The organism is Pseudoalteromonas sp. McH1-42 (assembly GCF_022347845.1).
Lineage (GTDB): Bacteria > Pseudomonadota > Gammaproteobacteria > Enterobacterales > Alteromonadaceae > Pseudoalteromonas > Pseudoalteromonas rubra_D.
In genome coordinates this window covers 73852-93135 of record NZ_JAKRFU010000019.1, presented here as the reverse complement: position 1 = coordinate 93135, position 19284 = coordinate 73852, and the positions used below count along the sequence as shown (strand labels likewise).

General features: G+C 46.9%; 18 protein-coding genes. 9 read left to right on the top strand and 9 right to left on the bottom strand.

Going from position 1 to position 19284, the window contains the following annotated elements:
- The first annotated feature begins 29 nt into the window (after positions 1-29).
- Both MHN31_RS17200 and MHN31_RS17195 read left to right on the top strand, forming a co-directional pair.
- A complete protein-coding gene (locus tag MHN31_RS17200; RefSeq protein ID WP_125563306.1) occupies positions 30-1340 on the top strand; it encodes a HAMP domain-containing sensor histidine kinase in 1311 nt (436 codons plus the stop codon).
- Positions 1341-1528: 188 nt separating this feature from the next.
- A complete protein-coding gene (locus MHN31_RS17195; RefSeq protein ID WP_125563308.1) occupies positions 1529-2875 on the top strand; it encodes a sodium-dependent transporter in 1347 nt (448 codons plus the stop codon).
- 349 nt (positions 2876-3224) lie between these two features.
- Here MHN31_RS17195 and pgl read toward each other — a convergent pair whose 3' ends face one another.
- The 3 genes from pgl to pgi all read right to left on the bottom strand — a co-directional run bounded on the left by pgl (position 3225) and on the right by pgi (position 7516).
- Positions 3225-3935 (bottom strand): 6-phosphogluconolactonase, encoded by a 711-nt coding sequence (gene pgl, locus MHN31_RS17190; protein WP_239444888.1) that lies wholly within the window; start codon positions 3933-3935, stop codon positions 3225-3227.
- Positions 3935-5407 (bottom strand): glucose-6-phosphate dehydrogenase, encoded by a 1473-nt coding sequence (gene zwf, locus MHN31_RS17185; RefSeq protein WP_239444887.1) that lies wholly within the window; start codon positions 5405-5407, stop codon positions 3935-3937. Before zwf ends, pgl begins: the two co-directional genes overlap by 1 nt.
- A 468-nt stretch (positions 5408-5875) precedes the next feature.
- Positions 5876-7516 carry a glucose-6-phosphate isomerase gene (gene pgi / locus MHN31_RS17180; RefSeq protein ID WP_125563314.1) on the bottom strand — a complete coding sequence of 547 codons (1641 nt, stop codon included), beginning with the start codon at positions 7514-7516 and terminating at the stop codon, positions 5876-5878.
- Positions 7517-7905: 389 nt separating this feature from the next.
- On the opposite strand from pgi, the gene MHN31_RS17175 reads away from it, so the two are divergent.
- Positions 7906-8943, top strand: coding sequence for a LacI family DNA-binding transcriptional regulator (locus tag MHN31_RS17175; protein ID WP_239444886.1), 1038 nt, complete (start codon positions 7906-7908; stop codon positions 8941-8943).
- 35 nt (positions 8944-8978) lie between these two features.
- Here MHN31_RS17175 and MHN31_RS17170 read toward each other — a convergent pair whose 3' ends face one another.
- The 3 genes from MHN31_RS17170 to MHN31_RS17160 all read right to left on the bottom strand — a co-directional run bounded on the left by MHN31_RS17170 (position 8979) and on the right by MHN31_RS17160 (position 12722).
- Complete coding sequence (locus MHN31_RS17170; protein ID WP_125563318.1) at positions 8979-11222, bottom strand: aminotransferase class V-fold PLP-dependent enzyme; 2244 nt, start codon at positions 11220-11222, stop codon at positions 8979-8981.
- A 173-nt stretch (positions 11223-11395) separates the two neighbouring features.
- Positions 11396-12472 (bottom strand): AI-2E family transporter, encoded by a 1077-nt coding sequence (locus MHN31_RS17165; protein WP_125563320.1) that lies wholly within the window; start codon positions 12470-12472, stop codon positions 11396-11398.
- A complete protein-coding gene (locus MHN31_RS17160) occupies positions 12465-12722 on the bottom strand; it encodes a hypothetical protein (RefSeq protein WP_125563322.1) in 258 nt (85 codons plus the stop codon). The genes MHN31_RS17165 and MHN31_RS17160 overlap by 8 nt, the downstream gene beginning before the upstream one ends.
- Before the next feature lie 124 nt (positions 12723-12846).
- Here MHN31_RS17160 and MHN31_RS17155 point away from each other — a divergent pair, with 124 nt between their 5' ends.
- The 5 genes from MHN31_RS17155 to MHN31_RS17135 all read left to right on the top strand — a co-directional run bounded on the left by MHN31_RS17155 (position 12847) and on the right by MHN31_RS17135 (position 16513).
- Positions 12847-13512, top strand: coding sequence for a hypothetical protein (locus MHN31_RS17155; RefSeq protein ID WP_125563324.1), 666 nt, complete (start codon positions 12847-12849; stop codon positions 13510-13512).
- 1 nt (position 13513) lies between these two features.
- Positions 13514-14965 (top strand): M48 family metalloprotease, encoded by a 1452-nt coding sequence (locus MHN31_RS17150; RefSeq protein ID WP_239444885.1) that lies wholly within the window; start codon positions 13514-13516, stop codon positions 14963-14965.
- 195 nt (positions 14966-15160) lie between these two features.
- The gene (gene arsC, locus MHN31_RS17145; RefSeq protein ID WP_125563328.1) at positions 15161-15508 is read left to right on the top strand and encodes an arsenate reductase (glutaredoxin); all 348 of its coding nucleotides are present in this window, start codon (positions 15161-15163) and stop codon (positions 15506-15508) included.
- A gap of 4 nt (positions 15509-15512) precedes the next feature.
- On the top strand, positions 15513-16064 hold the full coding sequence (gene wrbA / locus MHN31_RS17140) for an NAD(P)H:quinone oxidoreductase (RefSeq protein ID WP_125563330.1): 552 nt from the start codon (positions 15513-15515) through the stop codon (positions 16062-16064).
- On the top strand, positions 16061-16513 hold the full coding sequence (locus MHN31_RS17135; protein WP_239444884.1) for a DUF2069 domain-containing protein: 453 nt from the start codon (positions 16061-16063) through the stop codon (positions 16511-16513). The genes wrbA and MHN31_RS17135 overlap by 4 nt, the downstream gene beginning before the upstream one ends.
- A gap of 46 nt (positions 16514-16559) precedes the next feature.
- Here the strand turns inward: MHN31_RS17135 and MHN31_RS17130 are convergent, their stop codons facing one another.
- Both MHN31_RS17130 and MHN31_RS17125 read right to left on the bottom strand, forming a co-directional pair.
- Positions 16560-16883, bottom strand: a complete 324-nt coding sequence (locus tag MHN31_RS17130; RefSeq protein ID WP_010385887.1) for an RnfH family protein — start codon at positions 16881-16883, stop codon at positions 16560-16562.
- Positions 16880-17317, bottom strand: coding sequence for an SRPBCC family protein (locus MHN31_RS17125; RefSeq protein WP_125563334.1), 438 nt, complete (start codon positions 17315-17317; stop codon positions 16880-16882). The genes MHN31_RS17130 and MHN31_RS17125 overlap by 4 nt, the downstream gene beginning before the upstream one ends.
- Positions 17318-17446: 129 nt before the next feature.
- Here MHN31_RS17125 and smpB point away from each other — a divergent pair, with 129 nt between their 5' ends.
- Positions 17447-17926: an SsrA-binding protein SmpB gene (gene smpB / locus MHN31_RS17120; protein WP_010385884.1), complete on the top strand. Its 480-nt coding sequence runs from the start codon at positions 17447-17449 to the stop codon at positions 17924-17926.
- 61 nt (positions 17927-17987) lie between these two features.
- Here the strand turns inward: smpB and fabB are convergent, their stop codons facing one another.
- On the bottom strand, positions 17988-19202 hold the full coding sequence (gene fabB / locus MHN31_RS17115; protein WP_125563336.1) for a beta-ketoacyl-ACP synthase I: 1215 nt from the start codon (positions 19200-19202) through the stop codon (positions 17988-17990).
- Positions 19203-19284 lie beyond the last annotated feature (82 nt).

Sequence of the window (19284 nt, the reverse complement as noted above, 5' to 3'; positions counted from 1 at the left end):
TGTAACGGGATTTATCTTTGGAGTAAAGGATGAGAAAGCTCTACCTGTATTTATTAGCGAGCGCTCTAATCTCAATCGTAGTACTGGGCTGGCTGCTTGATACCCTGAGCCAGCAAGCTGAACCTGCAGAAGACGCCTTTGCCTGGCAGGCTAAACTACTTTACGGTGTGACCAATCAAAGCGCCTCCATACCAGAGACACTACGAACGGCTTATATGGAACAAGTAAGTAAAGATTTTGACTTGCCCATCACTTATAGCTCCGGAGATTCATTAGCTTTACCAGTCGAATTAAAAAATCAGATGATGCAGCCAGAAGGCTTGCTGCTGGAGGATGACATTGGCTACTATTTACTCAAGTCGGCCCCCTCACTGGCACCCGATTATCTTGAACTGAGACTCGAAAAACCACCTGAACAATATGATTCTGATGTGTTTTTAACCCTGGCCTTTTATGCCGGGATTTGCACTTTCATGTGGGTAATTTTGGCGCCCCTAGCCAGACGACTTGCTGTCCTGGTCAGCGCAGCGAAACAATTTGCCAGCGGTGATTTAAGCGCTCGCATCGAGGTGAATCATTTTACCTATATCAAAGATCTGGAGCTGACCTTTAACCGCATGGCTAACCAGATAGAAAAACTACTGGCCGAAAATAAGTTGATGGCGTCCAGCTTATCTCACGACATTCGTACCCCGGTGGCCTGTTTACGGTTCGGTTTTGATGCCGCCTTTGAAGAAGACGATATTGAGCAAGTACATGCCCTGATGCATCGGATGGAGAAAGACCTTGATCAGATGGAAGATATGCTGGCCAGTTATCTGTCTTTTGCCACCTTGGAACAAAAGTCACACCTCCTCAAGTTTGCTCCCACCCAACTGGACACCTATATTAGTCATGTGGTTGAACAGATGGCACCTAAACTGTCCAAGAAGCAAATCAATGCCAGCGTATCGGTCCCGGCAAACCTGGAATTGGCTGCCGATCCTCACTGGCTGGCCAGAGCCATCTCCAATTTACTCAGCAATGCCTGCGATTTTGCCAACAAACAGATTATTGTCAGTGCTCAGCAGCTGGATCATCAAATTGAAATTCGCGTCGAAGATGATGGTCCAGGCATCGAAGAAGAAAACTGGGCCAAAGTGTTTGACCCCTTTTTCCAGGAACAGGGACATCGTAACCGGGCAGGAAAAAGCTACGGCCTGGGGCTGGCCATTGTTGCAAAAGTAGTCGACTGGCACCACGGGCAAGCCAGTGTCAGCAGATCTGACCTGCTCGGCGGCGCAAAATTCACGCTAACATTTTCCTGTAAAGCCCCGAGAAATACTGTCAAGACTGACTGACAAGCGTTAGATTTGTGCTATAAATCAGCTAGATACTAACCACTGATGGATACACTACTGGATTTTTCGGATTACGCTCAGGATTTAAGCAAAAACTTGTGTTAGATCAAAGCAATTTAGGCCTTTTTATTTCCTTTTAATTACAGTAGATTGTTGCCGCCGTCTTTAAAAAAGAGAAGTATAAGAATATGAGCAGTGTGCGCGGAGAGTTCAGCTCTCGCTTCGGATTCATTATGGCTGCAGCGGGATCTGCTGTAGGCCTGGGGAACATTTGGGGTTTCCCCACTCAAACCGCCAGTAATGGTGGTGCCGCTTTTGTATTGATGTATTTGATCCTGGCGTTCTGTCTGGCTTATCCCGCACTGATGGCTGAGCTAGTGATCGGTCGCCATGGTCAGGCCAATGCCGTGTCTTCACTGCAAAAGCTCGGTAACAACCCGATGCAAAAGAAGTTTGCGTTTTTCGTTGGTTTTGGTGGCATCATTTGTGCCGGGCTGATTTTAAGTTTCTACGCCATTGTGGCAGGCTGGATGTTAAGTGCAACCTTTGAGCCCGTTGCCAGCACGGTCGGTGCAACAGGCGCAGCACAGTGGCTTTCAGAGCAATCTCTGCTGAGAGATCTCAGCTTTACGCTTGCCTTTGTCGCCCTGACTATCTCAATCATCAGTAAAGGCGTCGAAAATGGCATAGAAAAGTGGTCCAAGCGTCTTATGCCTGCGTTGCTGCTCATTCTGTTCTCATTAATTGCTTATGTACTGACTCAGGATGGTGCTACAACTGGCTTAAAAGCCTATCTGGTCCCTGACTTTTCCTCATTGCTGGATCCAGCACTGCTAGTAAGCGCGCTCGGCCAGGCTTTCTTCTCTTTGTCGCTGGGTACCAGTGTGATGATCATTTATGGCTCTTACATCAGCAAACAAGAAAATCTCGTATCACTGGGTGCATATGTCACCTTAATCGATGTGTTCATTGCCTTTGTTGCTGGCCTGCTAATCATCCCTGCTATGTATGTGGCACAGGCTCAGGGCGTCGAGATCTTTTCATCAACCGGGCAATTATTGTCAGAAGACACGCTTGTTTTCCAAGTCTTGCCGGCCTTATTTGAAGGCATGGGTGGCGTTGGCGTCTTCGTCGGTTTTGCCTTCTTTGCACTGATGAGCATCGCTGCACTAACCAGCTCCATTTCAATGCTCGAAGCGCCGGTGTCCTACGCGGTTGAAAAATTCGCCCTGGCCAGAACGCAGGCAACCTGGATCATTGGTGGAATTATCGCGACAGTGAGCGTAACGATTATTCTCAACTTCTCGACCCTGTTTGGTCTGGTTGTGCAGCTAACCACACAGTTTGGCCAACCCTTACTTGGCATGCTGTGCTGCATCTTTGTAGGCTGGATCTGGCACCGTCAGAAGCTACTCAAGGAAATCCAGACTGGCCACCCAGAAGTTGCTTCATCGCTGTTCTGGCGCATTTGGCCCTGGTATATCAAGTTTGTTTGTCCGCTGGCCATCGCTCTGGTGTTCATCAATTCCCTGTAATAAAAAGACAAACTCAAATTCACTACAGAGAGGCAACACTGCCTCTCTTTTCATATCCACTATACCTCTACTGGCACACCAGTTTTAGATAATTTATACCAAGTTGCTTAATTAAGCCTTCTATTTTGAGGCGAGAAGATAGGATCGATAATCAGGCAAAAATTTGTGAGCCTATGTCTGAGGTATAAGGTTCTAAATGAGAAATTTTTAACGCCGTTAGCGTTATATTTGCTCCTTCAAATAGAGCAGGTATTAAGTGAAATCAGTATTAGTCGATAAGGATATCCAGGCATTAAAAAAGCACGCTCGAGGGCGTGCTTTTTTAATGCCTGTTACTGGGTACCCTCAATTAAGGGCACCAAAACACGCTGAGCTTCAGCTCTGGGTGATTTAACACCGCACGCAGCGGAATATCGAGCTCGGAGCCTGGCTCCTTAGCTTCTTCATAAACCGCGCGCTTTGCATCCCCACTGATCAACAATACCGCGTGATTAGTATTGGCAATGCCAGCCAAAGTCAGGCTCATACGCTCCGTAATGCTACCCGTTACTTCACTTTGCTTAGCATTGATTGCACACACCAACTCTGAGGTTTGCAATGCTTGCTCTAGCCCCTCTGCATGTGGGAACAAAGAGGCGGTGTGCCCGTCGGGACCCATACCCAAAATGGTGATATCGAATGGCGCTTTTAATTCAGCATAGGCGCCTTCACACTGCGCCTGACCTGCAATGGCCGTTGCCTCAGCATTCTTCATCGTCACAAATGCCGCTTTACTCGCTTCGTTTTGCAACAGTGTTGAGTTTATGAAAGCTTCATTGGACTTTTCATGGTCTGCGTCAACCCAACGCTCATCAACCATGGCGATCGTTACTTTCTCCCAGGGTAAAGATAAATTAGACAGATGCTTGTAGGCAGGTGCGGGTGACGAGCCGCCAGATACCAGCATAGAGGCACGACCATCCACTTCAATCGCCTGACTTAAGGTACTGCTCAACAGCTCAGCCAGCTTTGCTGTCATCGCTTCTTTGCTATCAAAAAACGCTTCGGTCAGTTGTGCCATTATGCTTTCTCTCCTACGTTAAACCAGGCGTGATTATTTTCTTCCAGCAGCTCATCGGCAGCCTCTGGACCCCATGATCCCGCGCGGTAAAGCGAAGGAGTGCCTTTTTCCTGCCAGCGTGCAACAATCGGGTCGATCCACTTCCACGCTTGTCTTACTTCATCACGATGGATAAACAATGCCGGGTTATTCGCCGCGGCATCCAGCATCAGACGCTTGTATGCATCTGAGTGGAAACCTTTGCTGTACTGTTGACTCAACTCAATGTTCAATGTCACTGGCTGCAACTGCATTTCCAGATTATCAAGGCGTTTAGACATCAGCGTTAACTGAATGCTTTCTTCTGGTTGTAAACGGATCTCAAGGCGGTTTGGCTGAATTGGCCCAACGCTTGAATCGTACACGTTATGAGAAACCGGCTTATATTCAACCACGATTTCTGCACAGCGCTTTTTCATTCGTTTACCCGTTCTCAGGTAAAATGGCACACCAGCCCAGCGCCAGTTATCGATATGTGCTTTAATAGCCACAAACGTTTCTGTCTTACTTGACCCCTCACCAAGCTCCTCCAGGTAACCTGGAACCAGTTTACCGTTCAGATCGCCTGGCACATACTGGCCACGAACGACGTTGTCATCCACATCCTCGCCAACCAGGGGGCGTAAGGCTTCAAGCACTTTAAGCTTTTCGGCACGAATGCTATTGGCATTAAGTTTTGACGGAGATTCCATTGCCACCAGACATAGCAGCTGCAACAAGTGGTTCTGAACCATATCACGCAGTGCACCGGCCTTATCATAAAAGCCAGCACGACTTTCAAGGCCTACCGTCTCAGAGATACTGATTTGGATATTGTCGATTGACTTCGCGTCCCACAGATTTTCAAACAAAGCGTTCGCAAAACGCAGTGCCATCAGATTCTGAACGGTTTCTTTACCTAAATAGTGGTCAATACGGAAGATTTGATCTTCTTCGAAAAATTGCGCAATTTTCCCGTTAATTTCCTCAGCCGATTTACCGCAATAGCCAATCGGTTTTTCAACAACCACACGAGAATTATCCGTGATCAGGTTCTTTTGTGACAATAACTCACAACAGGTCCCATACACCGCAGGCGGCAAAGACAAATAAAAGACGCGTGATTTTTCTTCCCCATCAGCATCAAGAATGTCTTTCAGTACGTCCCAGTTGTCATCGGCCTCGGTCACATTCACCACCACCGGCACTAAGAACTGGGCAAAGGCCTGCCAGTCTTTTGTGTTAAACTCACCTTCGCTAAGGTGCGATTTAAGTGCTTGCTCTGCCGTGGCGATGTATTGTTCTCTTTGTTCTTGCGCCCGGACGGTAGGGAGTACGCGTGAGCCTTCAGGTAAATTACCTTCTTGATACGCACGATACATTGCAGGTAGTAACTTTCGTAACGCTAAGTCGCCGCCTCCACCAAAAATTACGATATCAAAAGGATTAAGCATAATTATGTCTCACAAGGTTAGGCGCGTCGCAGCTGAGTGCATCACACGCTCGTTAGTTAAAACTGTTTCCAGTCTGCGCTCAGACTAGCAAACTCTGCTTTCTTGCTGGAATTGAATTCGTTTGCACCACACAATGATACCATGGTGTTGTGCCGCAGTGCGGTAAGGGATGGTGATGGCTAGCCCGTCTGATTTATGTATGTACTTCGTCGTGACGACTACGCCATACATCCCCAGTAAGAGTCTGTTCCGTCACTGCTTGTTGGCTCTGTTAAGCCAGTTTACTCACCTGCCACTTACAGGTTATGACAAGGCAAATAAATTTGAAAAAATGAGCCTTAGGGGCACTGTAATTCCTCTCACAAAAATACAGGCCCTAAGCACTCCAGCGCTACCCGTTCAAAGGTATTCTTTTCATCTGTGCCAGGTTGCAACCGGGCACCCGACAAGCAATTTGCTCATCGGCAATTATCTGTTTTGTTTGTAATACGCGATTAACCCGGCTGTCGAGCTATCGTGTGGATGTTCAACATCATCCTGCGTTAGTTCTGCTTCAATGGCGCTTGCCAGCCCTTTGCCGAGCTCAACACCCCATTGATCAAATGAGCAAACTTCAAGGATAATACCCTGGCAGAATATTTTGTGCTCATACAGCGCAATGAGACGACCAACCGCTTTGGCATCAACTTCGTCCAAAATCATTGACGTTGTCGGCCTGTTTCCTTCATGAATTTTATGTGGCAACAGACGTTCAATTTCTGCTTCTGATTTGCCTTTCGCAGCTAAATCGCTGCGTACCTGCTGCTCATTCACCCCAGCCATCAGGGCTTCAGTTTGGGCGAAAAAGTTAGACAACAAAATGTCGTGATGTTTGGCCACATCGCGCTGTGGTTTAACAGACGCAATAAAATCGGCAGGTACAATGACATTCCCTTGATGCAGGCACTGATAAAATGCATGCTGACCATTGATGCCTGTCATGCCCCAGATAAGCGGTACAGTGGTGTAAGGGACTGTTTGACCTGCAAAGGTAACGTGCTTACCGTTACTTTCCATTTCACCTTGTTGCAAGTAAGCAGGAAGCATATGAAGTGCCTGGTCATAAGGCAAAATGGCTTGCGACTGATAACCCAGGAAACTGGTATTCCAAACGCTCAGCAGCGCCATAATTAATGGAATATTCTGCTCAAATGAAGCATTTTTAAAGTGCTCATCAATTTCGTAAGCGCCTTCTAAAATGGCTTCAAACTTGTCGTAACCCAAATATAGGGCAATAGGTAAACCAATTGCGCTCCACAAAGAGAAGCGTCCGCCTACCCAGTCCCACATGGTAAATACATTTTCATCTGCGATACCAAAAGCACGCGTTTTCTCAAGATTAGTACTTACAGCAACAAAGTGTTTAGCGATTTCGGCTTCGTTTTGAGCAGACTCGAGGAACCAGGCGACAGACGAACGTGCGTTTGTCATGGTCTCTGAGGTGGTAAACGTTTTCGATGAGATCACAAACAAGGTGGTTTCCGGAGAGACCTTATCTAATACATGTGCAAGCTGAACACCATCAACATTAGAAACATAATGTACGTTGAGGGTGTCGTCTGCATAGGAGCTCAGTGCTTCTGTTACCATCTGCGGGCCCAGGTTAGACCCCCCTACGCCGATGGCGACAACATCTTTCACTGCTTTGCCTGTATAACCCAGCCAGTCGCCACTGCGCACTTTGTGACTGAATACTTTAAGCTTTTCAAGCTCTGCATTAACCTGGTCCATGACGTTTTCGCCATCAACATAAATCGGTGTATTACCACGGTTACGCAAAGCGACATGTAACACCGCTCGGTCTTCGGTGATATTGATTTTTTCACCAGCAAACAACTTGTCGCGCCACTGAGCCAAATCACATTGTTCAGCGAGGTTAATCAGCTGTGCAAATGTGTCTTTGTCGATGAGTTGCTTAGAAAAGTCAAACAACAAACCCGGGATCTGACGAGAAAACAGGTCAAATCTCGTTGCATCTTGCTCAAACAAAGATTTTAAATGTTGTGTCTTCAGTTGTTCTGATGCTGTTGTTAAAGCCTGCCAACTCGATAGTTGTGTACGGCAACTCATATTAATTCCCCTAGTGACGATGCGTTTTCAAAACAATAAAAATTGTATTTATCACAAGTGTTAAACGGTGTATTGCGTTAAACATAAGTTAAAATGACAACGCTGTCAAATAGCTAATTCTCGATTTTACATTGCGCATAATACCCCAATTTTGACTTTTTGACACCGGTATCATTAATTTATTTGGTAGAATTTTTGCTGCTAATTTAAGAGCAAATTGGATAGACTAGAAACAACAAATGATCATTTTATGAAATCAAGGCACGGACTATACCGAGTGAAAACCTGAGTGCTAGTCATCAGGAATGCGCAATGATCGCGCTATAAAGTGCATGGTTAAGCACTTGTACACAATATAGTACCACCTTCTCTCACAGAAGAAAAACAAGATGAAAGTAACCATCAACGATGTAGCAAAACATGCAGGCGTGTCGATGAAAACCGTATCGCGCGTGATTAACAAGGAACCATCGGTACGCAAAAAAACCTATGATCAGGTAATGCAAGCCGTAAAAGAGCTCAATTATCAACCCAATACTGCCGCACGTAACCTGGCAGGCACGTCATCGTTTGCCATAGGATTGGTTTATGACAACCCAAACGCCTACTACATCATAGATATGCAAAACGGAGTACTTTCGCGCTGTAAAGAGGAAGGCTATGAGCTAGTGATCCACCCTTGCAATGCACAGCAAAAAGATATGCAGGCTGAAATCGCAACAATGATTAAACGCTCTCGACTTGCAGGCCTGGTTCTGACTCCCCCACTATCTGAGCAACAACCCATTATTGATATGCTGGATGAGCTCGGGGTCAGCTATGTACGACTCTTATCGGGCCATAATGAAGACACAGAAGAAAAATCGAAAAACTGTATCTATGTAGACGATTTTGCAGCCGCTTATGAAATTACAGAGCACCTGCTTTCGCTCGGACACAAACACATTGCGTTTGTTTGCGGTGATGAAGAACACAAATCAACCACAGAGCGCCTGGCAGGCTATAAGCAAGCGCTGACAGATCATCAAATCGCCTTTAATGAAGACTTCATACACAAGGGCACTTACTCATTCGAATCCGGTGTTAAGGGTGCTAAAGCGCTACTTGAAGATGGTAATCCGAATAAGATCACCGCAATCTTAGGCGGTAACGATGAGGTGGCAGCTGGTGCGTTATTTGCGGCTCGCCTAATGAACATTGAGATCCCGGCGCAACTTTCTATCTCCGGGTTCGAGGACTCCCCGTTCTCGCGTCAGACCTGGCCAAAGCTTACCACGGCACATCAGGCTAATGATGTGATTTCCGAACATGCAGCAAGGCTACTTTTCTCTAAAACCCGTGGCAGTCGAAATCAGGACAAAGACATCACCACCACTTTTACGCCTAATATGGTAGTACGGGAAAGTACAGGTCCGGCGCCACAATAAACACTTAGCCCCGGCATGACCGGGGCTTCAGCGCGCTAATTTAATGCCAATCCACCTGCCAGGTTCGCGACCCGATCAAACCCCAGCATTGCCAGTGTATTACCAGCCTGCATCGAACGATTGCCGGTGCGACACACCAACAGATAATGCTGCGATGAATCAAGTGCCCCATTACGCAATACATCCGTCATTCTGCTTAGAGGAATATTCAGCACCCGACCAACCGCCAGATTGCCAAACAACTCAGTGATCCCCCGACGTGATACATCGGACTCATACGGTTCCCGGCAATCAATGATCATTCCCTCATGACATTGCAACCACTCTTCTGCGGCAGATCTGTTTAGCGCTTTCACCGCGGGCACAGCCGAGTCCATCAACGCTCCCAGGAATCGCTCTCTGAATGTGCTGGAGTCGCTATCCATACTGGCTTTTTGCTCAATAAACTCATCGGTTGAACAGGCACCATTAAGCAGGCGACCCAGTAACGGGCTAACCTGTACTTGTGCATGCCAGTTAATTGCAAAGCACTGTTGATAGTCCAGTGCACTACAGATCAAACTATTGTCATCCAGTATTTCATTGAGGCGTAATAGCGTTTCAGCCATAGAAGCCGCACATGCTGTCTCTCCCTGGCTATCACCAAGCCCCTGGGGCAGTAACAGCTTTCCGGCAAAACAGGCAGACACATCATCGCCCTGCATCAATAAATAACAACGATTTTCCGACTCTTTCTCAGCGCCCGGCAGTTGGATCAGCGACTCTTGCAATAAACCATGTGTGCCGTCCACAGGCCAGCCAAAGTCATCGACTACTTTATTATCAATCAGGTTATGAGATAACAAATTCACCGCATCGCTTGCCGGTTCACTCAGATGCGTTTTCAATAGTGCCCTGCAGCCCAGCCCCTGCTTATCCAGCAAGCGTTGTAAACGAGGAACTAGCTCAGGTACAGGGTCCACAATGATAGCCTGTTTATCGGCCGTCACGTACAGCCAACAGCAGGCTCCCTGATGTCGTAGCTGAGTTAAGCCAACTGCGCAAGCTTCCTGCTCCGGTGCCGTGCTGTCTGAGACCACCAAACAGTTGTTTTCCAGGATCGGCTGAAGACTTGTCAATGCTTCACATGCCTTGCGGATCTGTGCTTCACTATCGGCCGGTCCAAACGACAGACGAATGGCATTTTCACTTTGCCAGTCCGGGACATTCATTGCATCAAGTACAAAGCTGCGACTTGAGCCTGAACTACAGGCAGATCCACCGCTGACACGGATCCCCGCAGCATCCAGCAGATCAATGACTTCTTTATTAGTCAGGTGATCCACCGAGAAGTTAAGCGTTGTTGGTACAGACAGCGCAAAATCATGATGAAAAGTGACCTGCTTAAAAGTCGTTTCAATGGCTTCAGCTAACATGCTGCGGTGTTTTTCAAGCTGTTCAACCGGATTAAAAGGAGAGTTTTCTTTATCCAGCAGCATATCAAAGAGCGTACTGAGTGCGGCAATACCTGGAATATTTTCCGTGCCTGAACGCATCCCCGATTCCTGACCGCCGCCCGCAATAAAGGGCGTGTATGGACTGCCACTGCGAATATACAAAAAGCCGATGCCTTTTGGTGCATAGAGCTTGTGGCCGGAAAACGGCGCATAATCTATTGTGGTTTGTGACAATTGCAGCGGCAACTTACCCAAGGCCTGAACACAGTCGACCATCCAGGCCGTTTTCGCATTACCTTCACGGATCACTTGCTCAAGTCTGAGTAAGTCTTGCTTAATACCTGTTTCATTGTTAGCTGCCATAGTGCAGACCATCACTGCCTGTTCAACATGCTCTGCAATAAAGTCCAGATCCAGTATCCCTTTCGAGTCTACGGGTATTTCCAGGATTTGTGCATCCAGACCAAGTAATCGATTCCAGTGCTTTAAGGTATTCGGCACAGCTTTATGTTCCGTTGCGCCGTACATAAGAACTGGCTTTTCGTAAACCTCTTCGGCACGCTGAACATAATCACTCAGAGCTGAAACGATGGCCGTTTGGATCCCTTCTGTTGCACCCGAGGTAAAAAGCAGCTCTCCACTAGTCGCCCCAATCACCTCTCGACCTTTATTTCGGGCCTCTTCCATCAAGTGCTTGGCCTGCACGCCCGTAATGTGCGCACTCGAAGGGTTACCAAAACACACTTGCATGGTATGCACCACGACTTTTGCAATCTCGGGTAATACCGGCGTAGTGGCATTGGCATCGAGGTAGATTAATTGGTCTTGTTCAGACTGGATCACACGGCGCTCCTTTATAACAATATAGAATATCTTATTCCATTCTACACAAAAGGCACAGCAAGCATAATAATCATTTGCTGTATAAATGAAGATCGTTATTCCAAAATGGTACAAGATAACATTGGAGGAGACATGAAAGAACGAGGTGACGCAGGCACGCCACCTGTTATAGATTATTTAGCCTCAGATGCGAGGTATTCCTGTTGCTGTGTTGACCAGGCATTGAGCAGGGCTTTGACTAAAGAGGCCAGCGGAATTGCAAAAAAGACCCCCCAGAACCCCCACAAGCCGCCAAAAAACAGGACAGCGACGATAATGTACACCGGATTCAGGTCTACTGCTTCAGAAAACAGCAAGGGCACCAACACGTTGCCATCCAAAGCCTGGATCACGCCATAAACCACCAATACCGTCCAGAACTCTGGCGCAACACCAAACTGAAATAACGCCACGGCAGCCACAGGCAAAGTCACCACTGCAGCACCAATGAAGGGGATCAACACCGAGAAGCCCACCAAGGTGCCAAGTAAGGCGGCATAACGTAAATCCAACACCGTGAAGGCAATAAAACTGGATAACCCGACAATCACAATTTCAATCACTTTACCCCGAATGTAGTTCATGATCTGATGGTCCATTTCTTCCCACACCTGATTGATCAGACGTCTTTCTTTTGGCACCAACTGCAACAACCCCGCTGTGAGTTGGGTTTTATCTTTCAACATGAAAAACACTAACAAAGGCACCAGAACTAAGTAGATAAGCCAGGCGACGACATCTTTTATAGATGTCAGAGAGGCAGAGACCACCTGTTGGCCAAAATCAAACAACTTGGTTTCCACTGCTCCCACCAGGTTTTGAACCTGCTCTGTCGATATCAGATTCGGGTAATTGTCTGGTAAATGAAGCAGATAATATTTGCCTTCTTCAATCATGGTAGGGGCTTCTTGCACCAAGTTGCTGGTTTGCGCCCACAGCACGGGCAAAATACCAAACATCAGTGCCAGCATGACACTCACAAAGACCAGCATCACGATATTAGTGGCCATCTGCCGGCTGGGTACCACCCGTTGCAGGTGCGTTACCGGCCAATCCAACAAATAGGCTATAACTATGGCAACTAATACGGGAATAATGAATGTCCCAAAAAAGTATAACAGTGCAGCCATCGCCAGCAGCATCAGCAGTAAGGTCACAGAGTTGGGATCTGAGAACTTGGCCCGATACCAGGATTTAATGAGTTCAATCATCTATACACTCCACTTGTATAAAAAATGGTTCTGACTGTTGATTATGCTGAAATACCATATCTTGATTGTTTAAATAGCGCATTACATCTCGCAAGTCTTGTTCTTTTGTATAAAAAAAGCGCACCGCTTTTGCTTTGGTTTTCGCTTGTTTAAGCTGCCACTTAAACTGGACAAAAAGCTGTGGACACTGAAACGGTCGCAAATCACATTCAATCACGCTGTTTTGAGCCTTATTTAATTCTACTTTCAACCTGTTACAACTCTTAGCCTGTACCAGAACACGGCTCAGGTTTACTCTGTGGGCAAACCGTATAGCCTGAACCCGGTCAATGCGTTATCCTTATAAAAGAGATAGTGATTTTTCGGATTTTCACATGCCTGGTGTAAACAACAAGGCGCGTTTGCCTGACAACCCAACCTTAAAAGAAATAAACTGGTTTAAAAAACAAATTAACTGGGGTGAGTTGCCACCATTTTATCACCTTGTCGCCTCTTCAGTTAGTGAAGGCGAAGGTATTTTTCAACATGGATTTGATCACGCCGTTAAGCGCCTGCTCGACAAGCGCAACTGGAATTTATCTCTGCTTGGCGGATATGAGGACAGCAACGGTATCATCCACTGCGAGAAGGCACCGGCCTTAGCGCTTCATCAAGTGTTTACTGATCGTGGTTTTGAGTTATGGGCTTACCCCATCGCCAAGGGCGTTAAAGTAGATCGTTATCTGAAAGACAATAAATATCTTGAGTTTAACGTCTGGGACCCACATACCATGAAAGTACTGCTGCGGTTTAACCAGCTCCATAAATTTATCGCATTTTATTTCGACAGAGGTGACACCGCAGACAAAGCCCTGATTTTGCATGCACACAAAGTGGTCTATAAAACATTAAACATGCTGCAAAGAGAATTGAACGTTATCAAGGTTGATGGGGTCTCAATTAAAGATTTTTATATGTTGTGCGAAAAAGATGCCCGTGCGTGTAGCGATGAAATAGACATCGCCAAGATCATGCTGGGTGACGAAATGAATAAGGACTAGAATGCAGTTAAAAAAGCTGTTTCAGGCATCTGTATGTGCCCTGGCTTTGAGTACTTCACTCCCGGGCCAGGCTCAGTCAACACTTAAACTGCCCGATTTGGGCACATCCGCAGTCCAAGTGTTGCCCATAGACAAAGAACAAGCCATCGGCGAAATTATGATGATGCAGATCCGCTCAGGCTCCAAGCTGGTGCAGGATCCGGTGCTCGATGAGTATTTATCAACACTCGGCAATAAGTTAGTTGCCAATGCTAACGATGTACGCTTTCCTTTTTCCTTCTTTTGGATTGATAACAAAGACATTAACGCGTTTGCCTTTTATGGCGGTCACGTTGGCGTACACACGGGCTTGATGGCACAGGCCGATAACGAAAGTCAGTTTGCATCTGTACTGGGCCACGAAATTGCCCACGTAACCCAGCGTCATTTGGCGCGCAGGATCCAGCAAGCCAAAGACAATAGTGCTCTGACCATTGCGGGTATGATCACAGGTATTCTGGCAACTGTAATCGCCCCGGATGCAGGCATGGCTATCCTGTCGGCCAGTTCAACGCAATCAGCACTGAGTCAGCTTACTCACAGCCGTAAAGCCGAACAGGAAGCCGACCGCTTCGGTATGCAGACCTTGTACAGCGCAGGGTTCGATCCACATGCATCCAGCGAGTTCCTGAGTAAACTGGCAGCTCAGGTGCGTTTTAAAAATAAAGCACCGGTGTTTTTAATGTCTCACCCACTACCCGACTCTCGGGTATCAGACGTCCGTTTGCGTGCTCAACAATACGAACAACGCTATGTACCCAGAAGTCCTCAATTCCAGTTGGCCAAGAGCCGGGTTATTGCCAGATACCAACTCGATAGCGAATCAGCACAGGCGTACTTTGAGCAGGCACTGAAGCGTTCATCAGAACTGGACAAAAGCGCCCTGGAATATGGCCTGGCTATTACTTTCCTGGATCAGGAAAAACTGGATAAAGCCCAAACGGTAATGGACAAATTACTGCGTGCTGACCCCAATAACTTGTTTTATCTGGACGTGTATACCGATCTGTTACTGGCGAAGAAAGATTACGCAGGGATCACTAAGTTACTGGGTGAAAAACATCAACTCAGACCGAATAACCAGGTGATCACGCTAAACTATGCCAATGCAGCAATAAAAGGTGAGCAATATGATCTGGCTGAGCAACTACTGAAGGTCTTTTTGCTGGAAAAGCCAGATCATGTTTTGGCAAGACAACTGCTCACAGACACCTACAAAAAGATGGATGCCAAAGCCGACTACCATGAAAGTCAGGCCAGTTTGCTCAGCCATTACGGGGCCTTTATGCGCGCTGCGGACGAAATTCAAAAAGCGCTCAACCACGTGGAAAAGGAAGAAACCATACGTCGCCTGCGCTTAAAAGCACTACTGACGCAATATCGTGATATGCAAAAAGAACTCGCCAAGCTTTAATTTACCTGCTGTACCATGAACACTGTCGTTTTGCTCGGGCGTTCATGGTGCGGCTACCTGTCTACCCTCCTAAACTTCCTGCCGCGCCGCCCGGGTATACGCCGCTACTTAGCCGGAAAAACATAGGCAGGGCTTACAGGATACGATACAATTTGCGCCAAATTAGATAAGTACCATTACCGTAAAGGATCTTGTATGTCTGTTACGATTTATCACAACCCTCGTTGTTCAAAATCTCGCGAAACGCTGGCTCTGCTGGAATCTCGTGATATTCAGCCTGACGTCGTCGAATACCTGAAAACCCCCATCGATTCGGACACGCTAAGTGCACTATTACAAAAGTTGGGTTTTACCTCTGCTCACCAACTGGTGCGCAGCAAAGAAACACTCTACAAAGAACTGAACCTGAGCAAAGACAGCGACGAAGCGCATTTGCGTCAGGCAATGCTGGAAAACCCAAAACTCATCGAGAGACCTATCGTAGTTAAAGGTGATAAAGCCGCCATTGGCCGCCCACCTGAATCAGTACTGGATATCCTGTAAACCTATGCCTGAGATCTTAGTTTTATATCATTCAAGCCATGGCTCGGTTGCAGCAATGGCACATGAAATTGCAGAAACACTGGAGTTTCACGGCGCCCAAGTCAGACTTCGTACTTTTGTTGCGAGAGAAGCCCATGACATTGTGGTATCAAAGCAAGATCTCATTGACTGCGATGCGCTCGCATTTGGCACGCCCACACGCTTTGGCATGATGGCGTCGCAAGCCAAAACATTCTGGGAAACGACCAGTGATATTTGGCTCAAAGGCCAGCTTATCGACAAACCGGCATGTGTTTTCTCCTCGTCCAGCAGTATGCATGGGGGCAACGAAGCGACCCTGCTTAATCTGTCTTTGCCGCTGTTACACCACGGTATGCTGCTGATGGGTGTACCCTATGATGTACCTGAACTACTCTCTACCACCAGTGGTGGTACACCTTATGGCGCAACCCATGTGGCAGGCATGGACAACAGCTGTGAGTTAAGCGATACAGAGATAAAAATCTGCCGTGCACTTGCAAAGCGACTGTATACCATTAGCAATAAATTATCATGAGTCAGATCCCTAAAAAAACCGTCACAAAACGCTTTCAGGCCTCAGCCCTTATTGGCTACGTGGGCTTGTTAATTCTTATGCCTTTATGGTTATTTGTGTTGGCACCCCGTGAGGGCTACAGCACAGGTTTCGTGTTTGCGGTATATATTTTACCCCTGTTGTTGCCACTTAAAGGCATTATTCAGGATAAGCCGTATACCTATGCCTGGGCCAACTTCATTGTGTTGATCTACTTCACACATGGACTGACGCTACTTTGGGTGTCTCCGCAGGAAATTCTGCTGATTTTACTTGAGCTCTTTTTTGCCACCTGTATGTTTATTGGCTGTACCTATTACGCTAGACACCGAGGTCAGGAGCTGGGGTTGAAGATCCGTAAGCTAAAACAGGATTTAGCAGATGAGAAAGCGGCTTACGAGCAAGATAGCCCTAAGGACGAAGACAAGTAACGCAATCAGGCCATGCGCGTCAGCACAGCGGCCTGAACTTTAACTGCTAATTAGATAATGGGCGTCCACCAGTGATTTTATTGGCACGCCCTTCTTCTTTGGCTTTTTCAGCCCGACGACGGCGCGCTTCTTTTGGATCGGCGATAAGTGGGCGATATACCTCAATCCGATCGCCAGCTCGTACCACATGATTCAGCTTAACCGTTCTGTTCCACACACCCAGGCTCAGGTTCGTCGGGTCAATTTCAGGGCATCGTTCCAAAATACCACTTTGTAAAACCACTTGTTCCACCGAGGTTCCCTCTGCAACGTCGACACTGAGCGTAGTGGCCTTATCGGGCAACGCAAATACCACTTCAACCTGGATCATGAGCGTACTCCGTATACAATTTTGGCTCGCTGTGTAAAGGCAGAGACCATGTTCTTTGCCACTTCATTAAAGATACGGCCAAATGCCAGCTCAACTAGCTTATTAGCAAATTCAAACTCTAGCTTTAAACAGACTTTACACGCCTGCTCATCCAATTCGACAAACTCCCAATATCCGTGCAATGATTTAAACGGACCATCAACGAGCTGCATTCTAACCCGGTTACCTTCGTACTGATTCTTAGTCGTAAACCATTTTGTCAAACCAGCCTTAGAGATTTCAAGGCTTGCAGTCATACCCTGATCTGAAGTATCTATCACCCGCGCCCCGGAACAATGCGGCAAAAAAGCGGGATAAGCGTCAACATCATTGACCAAGTTAAACATCTCTTGTGTGCTGTACATCACTAACGCACTTTTTTCTACTTGTGGCATACGCTCTCCAAACTCTAACAAGGCGATTTTACCAAGGTTTTCAAGATTTATCTTGTTTGTGACAGGCGACTGCGCGAAAATAGCCACAATTTTTGATCCGCGCCGATATACAAGGTAGACTAAGCCATTATGGCAAAGAAAAAACCAAACAAATCAAATAGCAATACCATAGCGCTAAATAAAAAGGCGCGTCATGAGTATTTTTTACACGACAAGTTCGAAGCGGGTATTGAGCTTCAGGGGTGGGAAGTTAAAAGCATTCGCTCTGGCAAGGTCAATATCACAGATACTTATATTCACCTGAAAGACGGCGAAGCCTACCTGCTTGCCAGTCAGATCCAACCACTTAATAGCGCATCCACACATGTTATATGCGATCCAATGCGCTACCGTAAGTTGCTACTTAAAAAGCGCGAAATAGACCGGCTGATCGGTGCAACCGAGCGTGATGGCTTCTCATTAGTCGCCACTGCCATGTACTGGAAGAAGTGCTGGGTGAAACTTGAGTTCCACCTTGCCAAAGGTAAGAAAATGCATGATAAACGGGCCGACATCAAAGACAGAGACTGGTCTCGTGATAAAGAACGCCTGATGAAACATAAAGCCTAATATCAAGACACATAAAAAAACCGCCTTTCGGCGGTTTTTTATCGCTTAATGACAAAGGCCATTAAGCTTTATACTTTTGCATAACCAAGGTCGCGTTAGTACCACCAAAACCAAAACTGTTCGACATGACAGTATTCAGTTCTTGCTCACGCATTTCAGTGACAATATCTAGACCTTGTGCCTGCTCATCCAGCTCGTCAATGTTGATAGACGGTGCGATGAAGTTGTTTTCCAGCATCAGCAATGAGTAGATAGCTTCGTGAACGCCTGCAGCACCCAATGCGTGACCCGTCATTGCTTTAGTTGCACTAATCGCAGGGGAATTATCACCAAATAATTCCTGAATAGCGCCCAGCTCTTTCACATCACCAACTGGTGTAGACGTGCCATGTGTGTTCAGGTAATCGATTGGGCCGTCGAGATCTTGCATCGCCTGCTTCATACATCTCACAGCACCTTCACCAGACGGCGCAACCATGTCATAACCATCAGACGTCGCACCGTATCCTACAATCTCTGCATAGATGTGTGCGCCACGTGCCAGTGCATGCTCAAGCTCTTCAACGACCACAATACCGCCACCGCCAGAGATAACGAAACCATCACGGTTTGCATCATATGTACGAGAAGCCGTTTCTGGCGCTTCATTGTACTTGGTTGACAAGGCACCCATAGCGTCGAATTCCATTGCCAGAGTCCAGTGTAGCTCCTCACCACCACCAGCAAAGATCACGTCCTGCTTGCCCAGTTGGATCTGCTCAACAGCGTTGCCGATACAATGTGCGGAAGTCGCACAGGCAGAACTAATTGAATAGTTTACACCTTTGATTTTAAAAGGTGTTGCCAGACAAGCTGAAGCTGTACTTGCCATCGTGCGCGGTACCATGTAAGGACCTACACGCTTTACGCCTTTCTCACGCAGAATGTCCGCGGCTTCAACCTGATACTTAGATGAACCACCACCTGAACCAACGATCAGACCAGTACGCTCATGTGAAACTTGCTCAGGTGCCAAACCTGAATCTTCAATCGCCTGTGCCATTGAAATATAAGAAAATGCAGCTGCGTCGCCCATAAAGCGATGTGCTTTACGGTCAACCAGAGACTTCACGTCAATATCCAGCTTGCCTGATACCTGGCTGCGCAGATTTACGTCTGCGAACTCTTGGTTAAAAGCGATACCACTTTTACCCGCTTTCAAAGACTCTAGTACTTCTTGCTTGTTGTTACCGATGCTTGACACTACACCGATACCCGTAATAACGGCTCTTCTCATGGGTAATTCCCTTAGGACTTTTTAAATTTACGCGTATTCTACGCTGAAACCAGGCACCAAGTGGTCAGCTTTCCAGCGTACA

Excerpts from the sequence above, each read along its gene's own strand:
- fabB (WP_125563336.1), bottom strand. The coding sequence starts at position 19,202 with ATGAGAAGAGCCGTTATTACGGGTATCGGTGTAGTGTCAAGCATCGGT.
- smpB (WP_010385884.1), top strand. The coding sequence starts at position 17,447 with ATGGCAAAGAAAAAACCAAACAAATCAAATAGCAATACCATAGCGCTA.
- wrbA (WP_125563330.1), top strand. The coding sequence starts at position 15,513 with ATGCCTGAGATCTTAGTTTTATATCATTCAAGCCATGGCTCGGTTGCA.
- MHN31_RS17175 (WP_239444886.1), top strand. The coding sequence starts at position 7,906 with ATGAAAGTAACCATCAACGATGTAGCAAAACATGCAGGCGTGTCGATG.
- zwf (WP_239444887.1), bottom strand. The coding sequence starts at position 5,407 with ATGCTTAATCCTTTTGATATCGTAATTTTTGGTGGAGGCGGCGACTTA.
- MHN31_RS17200 (WP_125563306.1), top strand. The coding sequence starts at position 30 with ATGAGAAAGCTCTACCTGTATTTATTAGCGAGCGCTCTAATCTCAATC.
- MHN31_RS17155 (WP_125563324.1), top strand. The coding sequence starts at position 12,847 with ATGCCTGGTGTAAACAACAAGGCGCGTTTGCCTGACAACCCAACCTTA.
- MHN31_RS17150 (WP_239444885.1), top strand. The coding sequence starts at position 13,514 with ATGCAGTTAAAAAAGCTGTTTCAGGCATCTGTATGTGCCCTGGCTTTG.
- arsC (WP_125563328.1), top strand. The coding sequence starts at position 15,161 with ATGTCTGTTACGATTTATCACAACCCTCGTTGTTCAAAATCTCGCGAA.
- pgl (WP_239444888.1), bottom strand. The coding sequence starts at position 3,935 with ATGGCACAACTGACCGAAGCGTTTTTTGATAGCAAAGAAGCGATGACA.
- MHN31_RS17135 (WP_239444884.1), top strand. The coding sequence starts at position 16,061 with ATGAGTCAGATCCCTAAAAAAACCGTCACAAAACGCTTTCAGGCCTCA.
- MHN31_RS17130 (WP_010385887.1), bottom strand. The coding sequence starts at position 16,883 with ATGATCCAGGTTGAAGTGGTATTTGCGTTGCCCGATAAGGCCACTACG.
- MHN31_RS17125 (WP_125563334.1), bottom strand. The coding sequence starts at position 17,317 with ATGCCACAAGTAGAAAAAAGTGCGTTAGTGATGTACAGCACACAAGAG.
- pgi (WP_125563314.1), bottom strand. The coding sequence starts at position 7,516 with ATGAGTTGCCGTACACAACTATCGAGTTGGCAGGCTTTAACAACAGCA.
- MHN31_RS17165 (WP_125563320.1), bottom strand. The coding sequence starts at position 12,472 with ATGATTGAACTCATTAAATCCTGGTATCGGGCCAAGTTCTCAGATCCC.
- MHN31_RS17195 (WP_125563308.1), top strand. The coding sequence starts at position 1,529 with ATGAGCAGTGTGCGCGGAGAGTTCAGCTCTCGCTTCGGATTCATTATG.